Source organism: Pseudomonas sp. GW823-FHT02C02 (genome assembly GCF_058797635.1).
This window is the reverse complement of the sequence record NZ_JBXAJV010000018.1, coordinates 76,723-92,684: the sequence shown is the minus strand read 5'-3', so window position 1 is coordinate 92,684 and position 15,962 is coordinate 76,723. Positions and strand designations below refer to the sequence as shown.

Sequence of the window (15,962 nt, the reverse complement as noted above, 5' to 3'; positions counted from 1 at the left end):
CGGAGACACGCCTGATGAGCGAGCTTTTTTACAACGCCGTGCCGAATGCGACCCGCGTCGCCCCGCCACTGCCCGAGCCTCGGCAATACCCCAGCGAGAAACCGTCACGGGTCTACCTGTTCGGGACCTGCGTGGTGGACTTGTTCTACCCCGAGGCCGGGATGGACGCGATTCACTTGCTGGAACGCGAAGGTATCCGTGTCGAGTACCCGCAAGGGCAGAGCTGCTGCGGACAACCGGCCTACACCTCGGGTTACACCGAGCAGGCAAGGACCGTGGCGCGCTCGCAACTGGCGCTGTTCGCCGGGGATTACCCGGTGGTGGTGCCGTCGGGATCCTGTGCCGGGATGTTGCGCGAACACTACGCCGACTTGTTCAAGGACGAGCCGCAGACGTTGAAGCAGGTTCAGGCGCTGGCGGCCCGGACTTACGAACTGGCCGAGTTCCTGCTGTTTGTCTGCAAGGTGCAGCTCAAGGACGGCGGCGAGCCGGTAAAAGTGGCGTTGCACACCTCGTGTTCGGCACGGCGTGAAATGAACACCCACTTGCACGGTCGCGAGTTGTTGTCGCAACTGAGCAACGTGGAGCGAGTCGACCACAGCCACGAAAGTGAATGCTGTGGCTTTGGTGGAACGTTCAGCGTCCGTATGCCAGATATTTCCGGCGCGATGGTGGCTGACAAGACAAGGTCGTTGAAGGAATCCGGCGCGCACAAGGTCCTCAGTGCCGATTGTGGTTGCCTGATGAACATCAACGGCTCGCTGGAGAAACAGAAGGAAGCGTTGCGCGGCCAACACCTGGCCAGTTTCCTTTGGCAGCGAACCGGAGGTGTTCTATGAACGCTTCCGCGATTATTCCTACGGTTGCCGTGGAAGAAGACTTTCGCACCCGGGCTCACAAGGCATTGGGTGACAAGCAGCTGCGAAACAACTTTCGTACTGCGATGGATTCTCTGATGACAAAACGGGCAGCGTCCTTCAGCGATGCCCATGAAAGAGAACATTTACGAGCGCTGGGCAATGCTGTCCGTGCCCGTGCGTTATCCAAGTTGCCCGACCTGCTCGAACAGCTGGAACAGAACCTGACCCGCAACGGTGTGACAGTGCACTGGGCGGAAACGGTGGACGAGGCCAATGGCATCGTCCTCTCGATCATCCGCGCTCACGAGGGGCGGCAAGTGATCAAGGGTAAATCGATGGTCAGCGAAGAGATGGAGATGAACCATGTCCTCGAAGCTCAAGGCATTGAATGCCTGGAGTCGGACATGGGGGAGTACATCGTCCAGCTCGATCACGAGAAGCCTTCACACATTATTATGCCGGCGATCCACAAGAATGCCGGTCAGGTCGCGTCCTTGTTCCACGACAAACTTGGCGTGGAGTACACCAAGGACGTTGACCAACTCATTCAGATCGGTCGCAAAGTCTTGCGACAGAAATTCTTCGAAGCGGACATCGGCGTTTCTGGCGTCAACTTCGCCGTGGCCGAAACCGGCACCTTGCTGCTGGTGGAAAACGAAGGCAACGGCCGCATGACCACCACGGTGCCGCCAGTGCACATCGCGGTGACCGGCATCGAAAAAGTCGTGGAAAACCTGCGCGACGTGGTCCCGCTGCTATCGCTGTTGACCCGCTCGGCCCTCGGCCAGCCGATCACCACCTACGTCAACATGATCTCCGGCCCGCGCAAGGAACATGAACTCGACGGTCCGCAGGAAGTGCATCTGGTCCTGCTCGACAACGGTCGCAGCCAGGCCTTCGCCGACAGCGAATTGCGCCAGACCCTGAACTGCATCCGCTGCGGTGCTTGTATGAATCATTGCCCGGTGTACACCCGAATTGGCGGTCACGCCTATGGGGAGGTTTACCCTGGGCCCATCGGAAAAATCATCACCCCGCACATGGTCGGCCTGGCGAACGTCCCGGACCATCCGAGCGCATCGTCGCTCTGCGGTGCTTGCGGTGAAGTTTGCCCGGTAAAAATTCCGATCCCGGCACTGCTGCGTCGCCTGCGGGAAGAGAACGTCAAAGCCCCGGACAGTGCGCATCAAGTCATGCGCGGTCAGGGCAGCAAATATTCGCGCAAGGAACGTTTTATCTGGAACGCCTGGGCCAGACTCAACAGCTCGCCGACGCTGTATCGTCTGTTCGGCTTTGTCGCCACACGACTGCGTGCCCTGGCACCGAACAATGTTGGCCCGTGGACGCAAAACCACAGCGCACCGAAACCCGCTGCCCGCTCACTGCATGACATGGCCCGTGAGCATCTGGCCAAACAGGGAGATCGTTGATGAGCGCCAAGCAAAACATCCTCGCCAAGCTACGGAAAAGTCTGACAGGCACCACGCCCGTGCCCGACGAATTCGACGTCGAGCTGGTGACTGCGCCTTACACCTACACCGCCGAGCAACGCATCCCGCAATTGCGCAAACTGATGGAAGCGGTGCACACCGAGATCCACCTCACGTCCGGCGAAGGTTGGCCGGCGCTGCTCGCACAGTTGTTGCGAGACCGTCAGTTGCCGAGCTTGTTGATCGCGCCGACTACGCCTCATGGGCAACGCGTCACTCAACACTGGGCGAACAATCCTGATCTACCGACACTCAAATCCTACGACCGTCCGGTTGAAGAGTGGAAAGCCGAGCTGTTCAACGACACCCCGGCCAGCCTGACCACCACCCTCGGCGCAATTGCCGCCACCGGAAGTCTGATTCTCTGGCCAACACGGGAGGAACCGCGCTTGATGAGCCTGGTTCCGCCCGTGCATTTTGCCCTGCTGAAGGCCAGTGAAATTCGCGACAACTTCTATCAGGTCCAACAGGAATTCAACTGGGCGCAAGGCATGCCGACCAACGCCCTGCTGGTGTCCGGCCCGTCAAAAACGGCCGACATCGAGCAAGTCCTGGCCTACGGTGCGCACGGTCCGAAAGACCTGGTGGTTTTGATTCTGGAGGACCAATGACTCTACCGGCGGCTTTCCTGCGAGATGCGCAGCAACTGATCCCCCAAGAGCGACGCTTCGACGACCCATTGTCGACATTGGCCTTCGGCACCGACGCCAGTTTTTATCGTCTGATTCCGAAACTGGTGATCCGTGTCGAGTCCGAAGACGAAGTGGTGGCGCTACTGAAACTGGCGCAACGTGACCAGGTCCCGGTGACCTTCCGCGCGGCCGGTACCAGCCTGTCCGGCCAGGCCATCAGCGATTCGGTGCTGATCGTGCTTGGGGATAACTGGAACGGTCGCGAGATCCGCGGCCAAGGCACGCAAATCCGCCTGCAACCGGGCGTGATCGGCGCGCAGGCCAACGCCTGGCTGGCGCCGTTCGGGCGCAAGATTGGTCCAGATCCGGCCTCGATCAACGCCTGCAAAATCGGCGGTATCGTAGCCAACAACGCCAGCGGCATGTGCTGCGGCACCGCGCAGAACACCTACCACACGCTGGCCGGTATTCGTCTGGTCCTGGCCGACGGCAGCCGTCTCGATACCGAAGATCCGGCGAGCGTTACCGCGTTTCACCAGAGCCACGCCGCGCTGCTTGAACGTCTGGCGACATTGGGCCGCGAAACCCGCGCCAATGCCGAACTGGCTGCGAGAATCCGCCACAAGTACCGTCTGAAAAATACCACCGGCCTGTCACTCAATGCGCTGGTGGATTTTGACGAGCCTGTGGATATCTTGAGCCATTTGCTGGTGGGCTCCGAAGGCACGCTCGGCTTCATCAGCGCGGTGACCTATGACACGGTCATCGACCACCCGAACAAGGCTTCGGCGCTGATCGTGTTTCCGGATGTGGAGACCTGCTGCAACGCCGTCACCGTGCTGAAAAGCCAGCCGGTGTCCGCCGTGGAACTGCTGGACCGTCGCAGCCTGCGCTCGGTGCAGGACAAACCCGGCATGCCCGCTTTCGTACAACAGCTGTCGAACAATGCCTGCGCCTTGCTGATCGAATCCCGCGCAGCATCGTCCACTTTGCTACAGGAACAACTGGCGCAGATCATGGCGTCGTTGACTTCTTTCCCGGTGGAAAAACAAGTCGACTTCACCGAGGACCCCGTGGAAAACGCTCGACTCTGGGCGATCCGCAAAGACACCTTCCCTGCCGTCGGTGCGGTGCGCAAAACCGGCACCACGGTGATCATCGAAGACGTGACCTTCCCGGTCGAACAGCTGGCCATTGGCGTTAACCGCCTGATCGAGCTGTTCGACAAACATCACTACGACGAGGCGATCCTCTTCGGCCATGCCCTGGAAGGCAATCTGCACTTCGTCTTCACCCAAGGCTTCAACAACCCGGAAGAAGTCGCACGCTACCAGGCATTCATGGACGACGTGGCGCAGTTGGTGGCGGTGGAGTTTGGCGGATCGTTGAAGGCCGAGCACGGCACCGGCCGCAACATGGCGCCCTTTGTCGAGCTGGAATGGGGCAGCGATGCCTATCAACTGATGTGGCAACTCAAACGGCTGCTCGACCCTAATGGCATCCTCAACCCGGACGTGGTGCTCAGCGAAGATCCGCAGATCCACCTCAAGCACCTGAAACCGCTGCCGGCCGCCGACGAGATTGTGGATAAGTGCATCGAGTGCGGTTTCTGCGAACCGGTCTGCCCGTCGAAAGGACTGACCCTGAGCCCGCGCCAGCGCATCGTGATCTGGCGCGATATTCAGGCGAAGAAACGCGCAGGCGTCGACACCGCCGAACTTGAAGCCGCCTACGAATACCAAGGCATCGACACCTGCGCCGCCACCGGTTTGTGTGCGCAACGTTGCCCTGTAGGCATCAACACTGGCGAGCTGGTGAAAAAGCTTCGCGGCCGCAAGGCGACGCATACGAAAACCGCCAACTGGCTTGAAGGCAATTTCGCCACGGCACTGCAAGGCGCGCGTTTCACCCTGCATGTCGCCAACGGTGCGCGGATGCTGCTGGGCGCACCGCGTCTGGCGAAGCTGTCGGCGACGTTGACCAAGTTGTCCAAAGGTCAGGTCCCGCAATGGACCAACGCTATGCCGCAGCCAGAAAAAGCCATTCGTTTCAGCCCGGTCGTATCGGACCAACGCCCTCGTGTGGTGTATCTGGCGGCGTGCGTCTCGCGGGTCATGGGCCCGGCGGCGGGTGATAAAGAGCAGATGTCGCTGTACGACAAAACCCGTGGGCTGCTGGAAAAAGCCGGTTACCAGGTCGTCTTTCCCGACAATCAGGACAGCCTCTGCTGCGGTCAGCCATTTGCCTCCAAAGGTTATGCGGAACAGGCCGAGCACAAACGTCAGGAACTGATCGGCGCATTGCTGCACGCCAGTCGCGGCGGGCTCGATCCGATCTATTGCGACACCAGCCCGTGCACGTTACGGCTGGTTCAGGATTTGGGCGAAGTCCGACTCGACCTTTACGACCCGGTGCGATTCATCCGTACGCATTTGATGGATCGCCTGGATTTCACACCGCAGGAAGCGCCGATCGCGGTGCACGTCACTTGCAGCACCCAGCACCTTGGCGAGAGTCAGGCGCTGATTGATCTGGCGCGTAAATGCAGCAAAAACGTGGTCATTCCAGAGGGCATTCACTGCTGTGGTTTTGCGGGGGACAAAGGCTTCACCACCCCCGAACTGAATGCTCACTCACTGCGTAGCCTGAAAGACGCCGTGCAGTTCTGCGCAGAAGGCATTTCCACCAGCCGCACCTGCGAAATCGGCCTGAGCCAACATGGCGGGATCGACTATCACGGTCTGGTTTACTTGGTGGATCGTGTGACGCAAGTGCGTCCGGCTTGAGGGCACTTTGGTGAAAATGGGGCGATTTCGCCCCTTTTTCATGCACTGCTGTTGCGCCAATCTTCTCGACACGCCTTCAAAAAAAAACCGAACTCCAGCATGCGGCTATAGTCATTTAGCTAGGCCCTGTGAACGGGCTTATAACCACCTCGGCCAGCAGCCTACTTCACCGGCAGCACCGAGCCCTCATGCGCAAGGAGATACCCATGAAGCACTCTGCAATTGCTGGATTGTTCATCACCACCGCACTGTTGGCCTCGCCGGTGTTTGCGGCAGATAAAGACCTTTGCAAACAAAACATAAGCCAAATTCAGCAGGTACTGGACTCTGATCCCGCCACATCAGAAAACGCCAAGGACAACATACAAGCCGGTTTGGACAAAGCAAAAGCAGCCCAAGCCGCAGGGGACGACAAGGGGTGCGTTGGAATCACTAGTGGTTTGCTTGAGAAAATTCAAACGCGAAACCCAACCAACAAGTAATCCCGTGTGACCAGGCCAACCTTCGGGTTGGCCTTATTCACCGCGGTGGCGCGCACGGCGCGGGCGTGTTGTTCACTTTGAATCACGAAGCAGCAGGCTCGGGGCCGTTCAGGATTTGACGCCGGTTCAAGCAGCCAAAACTTAACAACCCCACCCGCGATACAGAGGCAATTGCCCCGATTTTTAGTGCCACAGCACCCATCGACTATCAAACAGTTTTTTCATAGCCATTCTGAAAAAACCGAATTTCTGCGCCGTGTCGTAGTCTTTTAGGTAGGCCCCAATCAATCGTGGCTTATTTTTCGGACTGGCCCGAGCCGCCCGCTCATACGGCAGCACCGAGACCATCAGTACAAGGAGATATCCATGAAACGTACCGCACTCGCGGGTTTGTTCATGTCTGCTGCAGTGTTGGCCTCTCCCGTATTTGCAGCGGACAACGACCTTTGCACGAGCAAACTGCAGGAACTCGAAGCCAAAGTGAATGCGCTACCAGCGACCTCCACCAACGCACCGGAGATCAAAAGACTGCTGGCCAGCGCCAAAACTTCAAAAGCCGCCGGGGACGACAAAAAATGCGCCACCGAGGCCATCCAGGCATTGGCGCTGACAAACTGACCAGCGAACCCAACCCATAACCACTCGCGGCCAACCTTCGGGTTGGCCTTCTCACGCGTGTTGGCGTACAATGCGCAGGCTTGTTGCTCACTTTGATTCACCGAGCAACAGGCTCGGGGCCGTTTAGGATTCGACGCCGGTTGCGAAACTTTAGGTGCATGCCGAGTTGGTAACAGAACTCGTAAATCCACTGTTGCAACTTTCTATAGTTGCCAATGACGAAACCTACGGGGAATACGCTCTCGCTGCGTAAGCAGCCTTAGCCCTTCCCTCCTGGTACCTTCGGGTCCAGCAATCATCAGGGGATGTCTGTAAACCCAAAGTGATTGTCATATAGAACAGAATCGCCGTGCAGTACGTTGTGGACGAAGCGGCTAAAACTTACACAACTCGCCCAAAGCACCCTGCCCTTCGGGTCGCTGAGGGTTAACTTAATAGAAACGGCTACGCATGTAGTACCGACAGCGGAGTACTGGCGGACGGGGGTTCAAATCCCCCCGGCTCCACCAATTCAACGAAAAAAGACGTCCACGGACGTCTTTTTTTGTGCCTGAAATCCAGTCAATCTCCGCAGGGGTTGTAGCAGGTTTGTCGTTACTGGTTTTTCGCAAGTCACCACGGCGTCCTGTCGTTGCGGCTGCCGACAAAATGGATAAGTGGGCGGACACGGAATATGGATAATCTGAGCGGGTTGATTGCCTTTGTGCGGGCAGCGGAGAATCAAAGTTTTACCCTGGCGGGCAGAGCGCTGGGCATCTCGTCTTCTGCAGTAGGAAAAAGTGTCAGCCGTCTTGAAGAGCGGATTGGCGTGCGCTTGTTCCACCGCAGTACCCGGCAAATCAGCCTGACCAGCGAAGGCCTGGATTTTTTTGGTCGTTGCCGGACCTTGCTCCAGCAATTGCAGGATGCCGAGGCTGCGCTTTCCCATTCCAAGACGCGCCCGAAAGGACGTCTGCGAATCAGTTTGCCAGCAGTGGGCTACCGTCTGATATCAGGTATCTTGCGCGAGTTTTACCATCGCTATCCGGACATCGAACTGGACCTGGACTTCAGCGACCGACTGGTCGATGTGGTCGATGAAGCCTTTGACGCCGTGATCCGAAGCGGCGAACTGCCCGATTCCAGCCTCGCGGCGAAAAGAATCTGCACATTCAGGTTCGTCTTGTGTGCAGCGCCCGACTACCTGCAACGCTACGGCACAGCAACGAGCGTGGAGGATCTCCAGCACTACAAAGGCATCGCCTATAAGTTCCCCTCGAACGGCAAACTCCAGCCCTGGTGGCTGAAGGTCCATGGCGACACCGTCAAGATCAACCTGGAAACCACGGTGATCATGAACAGCGTGGAGGCGGTCCTGGCGGCGTGCCGTAATGGTATGGGCCTGGCCTACCTGCCTGACTTTGTCATTCAGGAATACCTGGCCAACCACGAATTGATCAGGGTGTTGCCCGAATTAAGCCTGGAGGGGGATTTTTGGATTGTCTGGTCGCCAAGCCGCTTGCTGTCACCCAAGACCCGCGCATTCATTGATTTTCTCGGTGAAGCGCAACTGATGAGCAGCCCTGAAGGTGGTTGATCGCTCCTTCAGGGCATGCCACACATTCAGTCGATCAGCAGCTTTTTGAAACGCGTCGAATACTGGATAGCCTCCACCGATTTCAAGCGTACCGGCACCTTATAGGCATCCATCAGCCGCCGGGCAAATTGCCGGATATCGCGCAGCACCGTCGCAGTCGAGTCCCCATAGTCGCTATCCAGGACGATGTGCGCAGCGACGAATTGCCCGGTCAAACCATTGGCCTCGCCATACGCCTTGCAATCACGCACCTGCGGATGGCGAAGCAGCACGGATTCGACTTCCGCGGGGTAGACCTTCTCGCCACCGACGTTAATGATCTCTTTGCTGCGACCGAGGATTTTCAGGTAACCGTCGGCATTGACCTCCACCAGGTCGCCGGTCTTGAACCAGCCATCGTCGGTGAAGCTGTCCATCGAGTGGTTCAGGTAGCCCATGACTTGTGTCGCACTGCGCAGCCAGAGCTCACCGTCGACGACTTTGTGTTCACTCGAACCTTCCTGGAATCGCATATACAGGCTGTCGGAAGACAACGAGCTGGTGGTGATAATGCCCGTCTCGCTGGTGCCGAAGGTCTGCAGGAATTTTACCCGTGGCAGACGCTCTCGCAGTTTGAGCAACAAACTCTCCGGCATCGGCTCCGTGCCGTAGGTAATCATGCGCAAACTGCTGAGGTTACAGGTATCGAACACCTCGTTGATCAACATCAGGTTCAAGAATGTTGGCGAGGTCGGCAACACGGTAATGCGGTGTTTTTCAATCAGGCGGGCAACGGTGTCCGGCGTTTTGCTGGCCGCGATCGTTGCTGTTCCTCCGATGGAAAGTATGTTCAACAGCGTGTTGATGCCGCCGATATGATCAAACAGCAAAAACAGAAAGATATCGAGGCGACGAGATCGTTTTTCGGAGAACTCACCCACTAGTCGGTCCAGGTCATGCAACATCGCCTTGGGTGTGCCGGTAGTGCCGCTGCTGAACAGAATCAGGCCGGCATGCCCCTGTTTTTTCAGCTCGCCGATCATCAGGTTTTCCGGGGCTTGGGCACATACGCACGGCAGGATCTGGCGGGTATCGATATCGATCACAAACTCAGGGTTTGCCGCCGCCTGCTTGTTTTGAATTTCAGCCGGGTTTTCAGCGGTGTTGAGGGCGATGATGTGGCCGTTCTGGTACAGCGCCAGGAATAGCGCGATGCCCGCGAACGAAAAGTCACCGCTCATGAATATGACCGCTTGCCTGGGCACGTCATTGGCGGCCAGCCACTCCAGTTGAACCCTGATCTCATCGCTCAACTGGGCGTAGGTGTAGGAGTGTTCAGGGTCATTCAGAAAGATCTGGTTCGAAAACTGCGAAAATCCGTTTATCAGCGGTTTAAAGATCATGGCTTGTTCCCTTGATTGAAATGGCATCAGAAACGCACAGGCAGTTCGTCGGGGCGGCGCAGTACCGTGCCGTTGATCCAACGGATCGACGCCGGGTCACACGCCAGCTCCAGATCGGGCAATGCCTGTACCAGGGTCGACAGCACGGTGGCTATTTCCAGACGCGCCAGCGCCGGCCCCATGCAGCTGTGGATGCCATGGCCGAATTGCATATGCGCGGCCTTGTCCTGGCGGTCGGGATTGATCAGCAGCGGTGCGCTGAACACGCTGGGGTCACGGTTGGCGAGGAACACGTTGGCGTAAACCGTAGTGTTCGCCGCAATCAGCCCGCGGCTAGTTTGCAGGGCTTGGGTGGTGATTCGGGGGAACGCCGATAACTTGCCGATGGGAATCAGCCGAATGAGCTCCTCGATCAATTGTGGCGAACGATCGGGGTTCTCCCGGACGTACTGCCAGAGCGATGGCGCGCACAGCAAGGTATAGAGACTTTTAGTCATCACGCTCAGGGCGTTATGGTCGCCCCCCAGCAGAATACCCAGCAGCACGCCGACAAACTCCCGGTCGTTCAGCGGGTCTTCCAGGGTGTGGCGCTGGTCGACATACTGGCGAATAAAACCGTCTGGATGCGCCACCCTGCGGCCCTGCACGAAGTCCATCATGTAATCGAAACTGGCGTTGACCGCCGCTTCGATACCGGCGATATCGTCCGGCGGCGCCGATTGAATCATTTGGCTCCAGGGCCTGAACAGCAGCCGGTCCTCTTCCGGGATACCGAGGATGTGGCACACCGTCGATGAAGTCAGGCGCTCCAGCACCGAGGCAAACAGGTCCGCCGGCGTCTCGCCTTTGCGCAGCAGCTCGATGCTGTCGACGGTCACCGTGGTCACGTGCTGGCGCACGCTTTCCAGGCCGCGCTTGCTGAAAGCACGCGCGACGGTCGCGCGGGAGCGCATGTGGGCCGGGTTATCCAGATTGAGCAACAGCTCCGGCTGGGTCGGTCCGGGAAGAAAGGTCGGGCCGTTTTCGACGTTACACAGGGTTCGACTGATACTTGGGTCGGCCAGGAACGCCTTGCAATCGGCGTATCCAGTCAGGTGAGTGGCGACGTGGCCGCTGGGCAACCGGATTTGCGGCAGTTGACCTTCCCAACCCACGGTTTGGTAGTAGGGCACCGCATCAAGGTTGGGAATATCCAGCACGCAGGGATGGACGCGCATGTTCATCGGGCACCTGCCTGCGCACGAGGTCGGGCAGCGTCGATGAGGGCGCGTACGGCTTGCTGAGTCTCGAGGCTGTCCACGAACAGAATGGCGTGCCAACCGGCAGCTCGCGCGGCTTCGCAGTTTTCTTCGACGTCATCGATCAGCACGCAGCCGTCGGCAGGTACGCCGATCTGGTCGGCCGCCAGCGCAAAGATTTTCGGGTCTGGTTTGCGCAGTTTCACTTTGCAGGAATCGACGATGCTGTCAGCGACATCATCCAGGCCAACCATGCGCCGCCAAGGCGTTTCCCACTCCACCACGTTGTTGGTGAGGATGCATGACTTCAGACCGGCCGCTTTCACTTCATGGAAGAGCTCGAACATGTGTTCGTTGACGTTGTGCGGGGAAAACCACTGCTCGCCATGATGATCAAAGTCGCAGCGGCTCAAATCAATGCCCGGATACAGCTCGGACAATGCCTTCCTCATGCCCTGCCCCCATTCGATCTGAGTCATCATTGCCAGCTCGATGGGTGCCTGGAACTGCACGTTCAGCGGCTTGGCCACGGCATGCATGGCGGCTTCCATCTGGGTGCGGCTGATGCCGGTATTTTCCTGGTAGACGCGGTACAGCTCGTCGATGGATGGCGACAGTACGCCGCCGAAGTCGAACCAGATTGCTTGGATAGTCATCGTCATCTTTCCTTGATTGTCAGATCAGTTAGGGAGGGCAGGTACTTCTACGGGGTCAACGATGAGCGCATCGCGCAGCGACAAATGGGCCACGCCGATCGACAATCCGACGCCAAAACCACAGGCAATCAGGTTGTCTTGCCGCAAGTCTTCGCGGTCGTGCCGCTTGCAGATCATCAGCGGAATCGACGAGGGGCCGGTGTTGCCCACATCAGCGACTTCGATGGGGACCCTGGCCGGCGAAACGCCGAGCTTTTTGGCCAGGTAATCGAGCATGAATTTGTTGGCCTGGTGCAGCAGGAAGAACGGCACACGGTCGGGGTCGATGCCTTTGTCCCGCAGGAAGGCGTTGATCGCCGACGGCACCTTTTCCAAAGCAAAGTTCATCACTTGGCCGCCGTCCATATGCAATCCGGCCGCCTGTACCCGGCTGGTGCTGCCGGGCGTGTAATCCAGCGCAGTGTTGAGGTATTGCGCACCGGCGCCATCGGTATCGAACGCAAACCCGAGCGTCTGATCGCCGCATTCCAACAGGGTGCAGGTCGCGGCATCGCCGAAGACCAGCCGCACGTGCCGGTCTTCAGGGTTGAGCAGTTTGCTGATCACATCGCCAGTACATACCAGGACTCGACGGCAGCCACCGGCCTTGATCAGCATGGCTGCCTGAAACAGGCCATAGATGTAGCCGGAACAGCCGAAGTTGAGGTCGAAGGCAGCCAGTCCTTTCTTCAACCCCAGGCGATCCGCCAGGATTGCACTGCTGGCTGGCATCAGGCTGTCGGGCGTTTGTGTGACGACCACCAGGCCATCGATGCTGGCGGGATCGATATCCGCGGCGTTGAACAACGACCGGGCAGCCGCGGCACACAGATCCACCGTCGACAGCCGGTTGGCCACCCGCACTTGATGGATACCGGTACTCTTGGCGATCCGCTGCACTTCTTTTTCACCAAACAACGTGGCGAAATCGGCCAGGGTCATCACGTCCTGGGGTACTGCGGCCGACAGCGCGCGGATCGACACCCCATCGATAGACGCGCTCATGAAGGCTCACTGACGCGAGCGCCAGCCGCATCGGCCTGAATGGCATCGAACAGCTCACCCATGGTTTCAACCTCGTCGAGCACGGAAGGGCTCAAGGCGAAACCGAACTGGTCATTCAACACCCCCAGCAGCGTGACCTTGGTCAATGAATCCCAATTGCTCAGGGGGTGCAGCAATACATCGACTTGAAGTTCCGATTCGCGCAGTTCCAGAAGTTCTGCCAGTTCTTTCTTGATGGCGTCCAGGTTCATGGTGAGATCCTTTTGCAAGAGAACGAGAGTTAGAGCCCGCCGAGATACACGACTTGGCCGGTAATGAAATTGCTACGCGGTGAAAGGAAAAAATCCGTCACATTGGTCACGTCGTCGAAAGTGCCAAAGCGCTGCAGCGATTGTTGCGCCAGCAGGTCTTTCATCTTTTGTGCGGGGATGACCCGCGTCAGATCGGTATCGATCGGTGTAGGACCCACGGCATTGACGGTGATACCAAAACTGGCGAGCTCCTTGGCCATCACACAGGTCAGGGTTTCCACGGCGGCTTTTGACGCGGCGTACAGTGCCTCGCCTTCCAGCTTCAACGGCTTGGCCACTGTGGAAAAATTCACGATGCGCCCCTGGCGCCCGGCTCGCATGAGCTTTGCTGCCTCACGGCTGAGCAGGAATGTGCCCAGAACATTGGTTTGCATAATATTTTGCGCGGTTTTGTAGGGCGTCAGCAGTGAGTGGTTCATGCTGGCGATCCCGGCATTGTTGATCAGGTGATCGAGCCGACCGCAGGTGCCGCGCACGTGCCTCATCAGTTCACTGATGGCCTGTTCATCGGCCACATCGGCAATAAAGTGGTCATAGCCCGGATGGCTCAGATCGCTGGATGAGCGACTGCAGCCGATCACACGATGGCCTTGGGCAAGGTAGTACTCGGCAAGATGTCTGCCGATGCCCTTGCGTGTCCCCGTAATCAGCGTGACAGGCGTGTTATCGGGCATGGGACACCTGTGCATTCAATTCGAGAATGTAGTTGGCGAAGGTCTTTACCGACTGGAACGGGCTGCGTTTGGGAGACATGGCGCTGTCGTTGACCAGCGTCATTTTGACCCCCAGTTGCTCCTCGATCATCTGCTCGACATCAATCACGATGGACACCAGACTCATCGAGTCGAGGACGCCTCCGGCACCGTAGAGGGCGGTGTCTTCACCTTTTTCCAGGCTGATGGGTTGGACGAGACTGCGGTTTTCATTTTCGATAGCGTTGTAAATGATGCCGAGAATTTGCTCTTTCATAGGGGTTCCTCTCAATGTGAGATCAGGCGAGACGCTTGACGAATTGGTGAATAAGTTGCGCTTCCTTGAGTTGGAAATAGCGCGAGTCGATGACCGATAGTTCAAAGCCGAGCGCCGCCAGACACTGGCCTTGTTGCTTGAATTCAAGGCGGCAGCCAAAACGAAAATTCGAGGCACCAGAGCGGCGTAATTCAATAGGAACGCAGAGGATTTCCGTGTGTATCGGCAACAGGAAGTCCATGTAAGTGACGTCCATCTTGTTAGTGACAAAGTTAACTTTTCCTTTGGCAGCCGGTGTCACGTAATAGGCTTCTGCCACGGCGATGGTCATTTGCCGGGCAGCTTCGATCACCATCATTCCGGAAACGTGTTGCCCCGTCAGATGATCGCTTAGTTCGGCATTGGCATCATCGATCATCAGCGAGGCAGAGTAAGTACCGTTGCCATTTTCACTCGGCATAGAGATGGCAATGTTATGACTCTTCAATTTATGAGTAGCTGTTGAGGAGGCACGAAGACGGCGATCAACTGGAACAATATTCAAGGCAGGCGACAAAACCTCCTTGAAGCCATACAGAATATTGAGTTGCTCATCGGTAATACCTTGACCAACATGCAAAGTTAACTTTTCGTCTCTATCTAGCTGGGTCACTATTTCTTCTGCTGCCGTCACCGAAATGAACATATTGTCACTGCACTGACTTTTGATTCGATCGCCCACCACAATGTAATGCCTGGGCGATTCCTGCTGAGTTTCGCAGAACGAGGAAAGCCCAGAAAACGGGCACGAAGAAGCGCTATTTGAAACTCTGAGTTCTTCCATTTTTTCACCTTTATATGCGTGCAGATGTTTCCAGATATTGGGATGAAACTGGCAGCGGTGCTGCCGGGCTAACAAACTCGGTAATCAGTTGGGTGATGGCAGGAATATGCTGAGTGAGGAAAAAATGGCTTCCTTCAAAAAACTCCAGACGAACAAAATTGTGGCTATGCTCCTTCCAGGCAATAACATCCTGAATCGGTGCAAACGGATCCTCTTTTCCACCCAAAACCATCATGGGAACGTCCAGAGGCTCACCAGGAATGTGGCGATACTTGGCCGCAGCATGGAAATCCTTGATAAGCGAAGGCAGCATGCGTGCCTTCGCCGCCGAGTGTTTAAGCATGAAATCCGGGATGGCACCAAACCTGGAAACAGTTTGAACAAATACTTCTTCAGATTCGTCGAGTGTCACCTGCGCGCAATTAAAAAGATGTGGGGCACGACAGGCAGCGACCACCAGACTGATCAGTCGCGTGCCAAACTCATGTTTGCGTCGAGCAACTTCGTAAGCAACGATGGCACCCAGGCTATAACCAAAAACAATGACCTCACGCGCCGCCAGATTATCGATAAGTGCAATGACCTCATTCGCCATTGCTTCGACCGTGCCTGGTGCCGGCGTCACATTCTTCTGATAGCGCCCATTGTAAGTGACGCCAATCACGGGCATGTAATCGCCTACGGCACGCCGCAGTGCTTCAAAGGACAAGCCACTGCCCCCGGCGAAGGGTATGAAAACACACACTTTTTCAGAGTCGATGACAGTCATCGAAGACTCCTTTTTTGAGAGATCAAATTAAAACCAGGGAACTAACGAACACCCTGACCTTTCTGCCAAGTTGGAGTCTGTCTGCTTTTTTCGAAAAATCTGTTTGCTGCGGCCAATTGTATTTCAGGGTATTTCAAAGCGGTTGAGCGTTTTAGGCTGAACTGTCTGAACTATAAGTCCAAGGTCCAGCAACGCTAAATACATCATTGCGCGAAAGACCAATGAGTAGATTGGGCACGAGTCGAGGATTTGAACGCAGGAAGAAATCAGAAGGCGAAGGTAGTTGCATTGGCGTGGCTAACCAATACAACTAGTCAGTGCAGGAG

General features: G+C 57.0%; 16 protein-coding genes and 1 other RNA gene. 8 read left to right on the top strand and 9 right to left on the bottom strand.

Annotated elements, in window-relative coordinates; translation table 11 throughout:
* Positions 1–14: 14 nt before the first annotated feature.
* From AC1ROI_RS26920 to AC1ROI_RS26885, 8 genes are all read left to right on the top strand, one after another.
* Entirely contained in the window at positions 15–839 is an 825-nt protein-coding gene (locus AC1ROI_RS26920; protein ID WP_010463550.1) for a (Fe-S)-binding protein, read from the top strand.
* Positions 836–2,290 carry a LutB/LldF family L-lactate oxidation iron-sulfur protein gene (locus AC1ROI_RS26915; protein WP_010463552.1) on the top strand — a complete coding sequence of 485 codons (1,455 nt, stop codon included), beginning with the start codon at positions 836–838 and terminating at the stop codon, positions 2,288–2,290. The genes AC1ROI_RS26920 and AC1ROI_RS26915 overlap by 4 nt, the downstream gene beginning before the upstream one ends.
* Positions 2,290–2,961 carry a LutC/YkgG family protein gene (locus tag AC1ROI_RS26910; RefSeq protein WP_077747379.1) on the top strand — a complete coding sequence of 224 codons (672 nt, stop codon included), beginning with the start codon at positions 2,290–2,292 and terminating at the stop codon, positions 2,959–2,961. The genes AC1ROI_RS26915 and AC1ROI_RS26910 overlap by 1 nt, the downstream gene beginning before the upstream one ends.
* A complete protein-coding gene (locus AC1ROI_RS26905) occupies positions 2,958–5,768 on the top strand; it encodes an FAD-binding and (Fe-S)-binding domain-containing protein (protein WP_102593592.1) in 2,811 nt (936 codons plus the stop codon). The genes AC1ROI_RS26910 and AC1ROI_RS26905 overlap by 4 nt, the downstream gene beginning before the upstream one ends.
* A gap of 206 nt (positions 5,769–5,974) precedes the next feature.
* Positions 5,975–6,250 (top strand): PA2433 domain-containing protein, encoded by a 276-nt coding sequence (locus AC1ROI_RS26900; RefSeq protein WP_010463558.1) that lies wholly within the window; start codon positions 5,975–5,977, stop codon positions 6,248–6,250.
* Between the two features lie 366 nt (positions 6,251–6,616).
* Entirely contained in the window at positions 6,617–6,868 is a 252-nt protein-coding gene (locus tag AC1ROI_RS26895) for a PA2433 domain-containing protein (RefSeq protein WP_010463560.1), read from the top strand.
* 115 nt (positions 6,869–6,983) lie between these two features.
* Positions 6,984–7,377, top strand: a transfer-messenger RNA (tmRNA) gene (ssrA, locus tag AC1ROI_RS26890).
* A 164-nt stretch (positions 7,378–7,541) separates the two neighbouring features.
* Positions 7,542–8,444 carry a LysR family transcriptional regulator gene (locus AC1ROI_RS26885; protein ID WP_083375070.1) on the top strand — a complete coding sequence of 301 codons (903 nt, stop codon included), beginning with the start codon at positions 7,542–7,544 and terminating at the stop codon, positions 8,442–8,444.
* 26 nt (positions 8,445–8,470) lie between these two features.
* Here the strand turns inward: AC1ROI_RS26885 and AC1ROI_RS26880 are convergent, their stop codons facing one another.
* Genes AC1ROI_RS26880 through AC1ROI_RS26840 form a run of 9 tightly spaced genes read right to left on the bottom strand, consistent with a single transcriptional unit; the run spans position 8,471 to position 15,636 of the window.
* Positions 8,471–9,826: an ANL family adenylate-forming protein gene (locus AC1ROI_RS26880; protein WP_083375071.1), complete on the bottom strand. Its 1,356-nt coding sequence runs from the start codon at positions 9,824–9,826 to the stop codon at positions 8,471–8,473.
* Positions 9,827–9,852: 26 nt separating this feature from the next.
* Positions 9,853–11,043: a cytochrome P450 gene (locus AC1ROI_RS26875; protein WP_158243822.1), complete on the bottom strand. Its 1,191-nt coding sequence runs from the start codon at positions 11,041–11,043 to the stop codon at positions 9,853–9,855.
* A gap of 2 nt (positions 11,044–11,045) precedes the next feature.
* On the bottom strand, positions 11,046–11,720 hold the full coding sequence (locus AC1ROI_RS26870; RefSeq protein ID WP_083375073.1) for an HAD family hydrolase: 675 nt from the start codon (positions 11,718–11,720) through the stop codon (positions 11,046–11,048).
* Between the two features lie 24 nt (positions 11,721–11,744).
* Complete coding sequence (locus AC1ROI_RS26865; protein ID WP_083375074.1) at positions 11,745–12,764, bottom strand: 3-oxoacyl-ACP synthase III family protein; 1,020 nt, start codon at positions 12,762–12,764, stop codon at positions 11,745–11,747.
* Positions 12,761–13,015, bottom strand: coding sequence for a phosphopantetheine-binding protein (locus AC1ROI_RS26860; RefSeq protein WP_083375075.1), 255 nt, complete (start codon positions 13,013–13,015; stop codon positions 12,761–12,763). Before AC1ROI_RS26860 ends, AC1ROI_RS26865 begins: the two co-directional genes overlap by 4 nt.
* Before the next feature lie 29 nt (positions 13,016–13,044).
* A complete protein-coding gene (locus AC1ROI_RS26855) occupies positions 13,045–13,749 on the bottom strand; it encodes an SDR family NAD(P)-dependent oxidoreductase (RefSeq protein WP_102593591.1) in 705 nt (234 codons plus the stop codon).
* Positions 13,739–14,044 (bottom strand): hypothetical protein, encoded by a 306-nt coding sequence (locus tag AC1ROI_RS26850; protein WP_083375077.1) that lies wholly within the window; start codon positions 14,042–14,044, stop codon positions 13,739–13,741. The genes AC1ROI_RS26855 and AC1ROI_RS26850 overlap by 11 nt, the downstream gene beginning before the upstream one ends.
* Positions 14,045–14,066: 22 nt before the next feature.
* Entirely contained in the window at positions 14,067–14,867 is an 801-nt protein-coding gene (locus AC1ROI_RS26845; protein ID WP_102593590.1) for an AfsA-related hotdog domain-containing protein, read from the bottom strand.
* 10 nt (positions 14,868–14,877) lie between these two features.
* Positions 14,878–15,636: a thioesterase II family protein gene (locus tag AC1ROI_RS26840; protein WP_102593589.1), complete on the bottom strand. Its 759-nt coding sequence runs from the start codon at positions 15,634–15,636 to the stop codon at positions 14,878–14,880.
* Positions 15,637–15,962 lie beyond the last annotated feature (326 nt).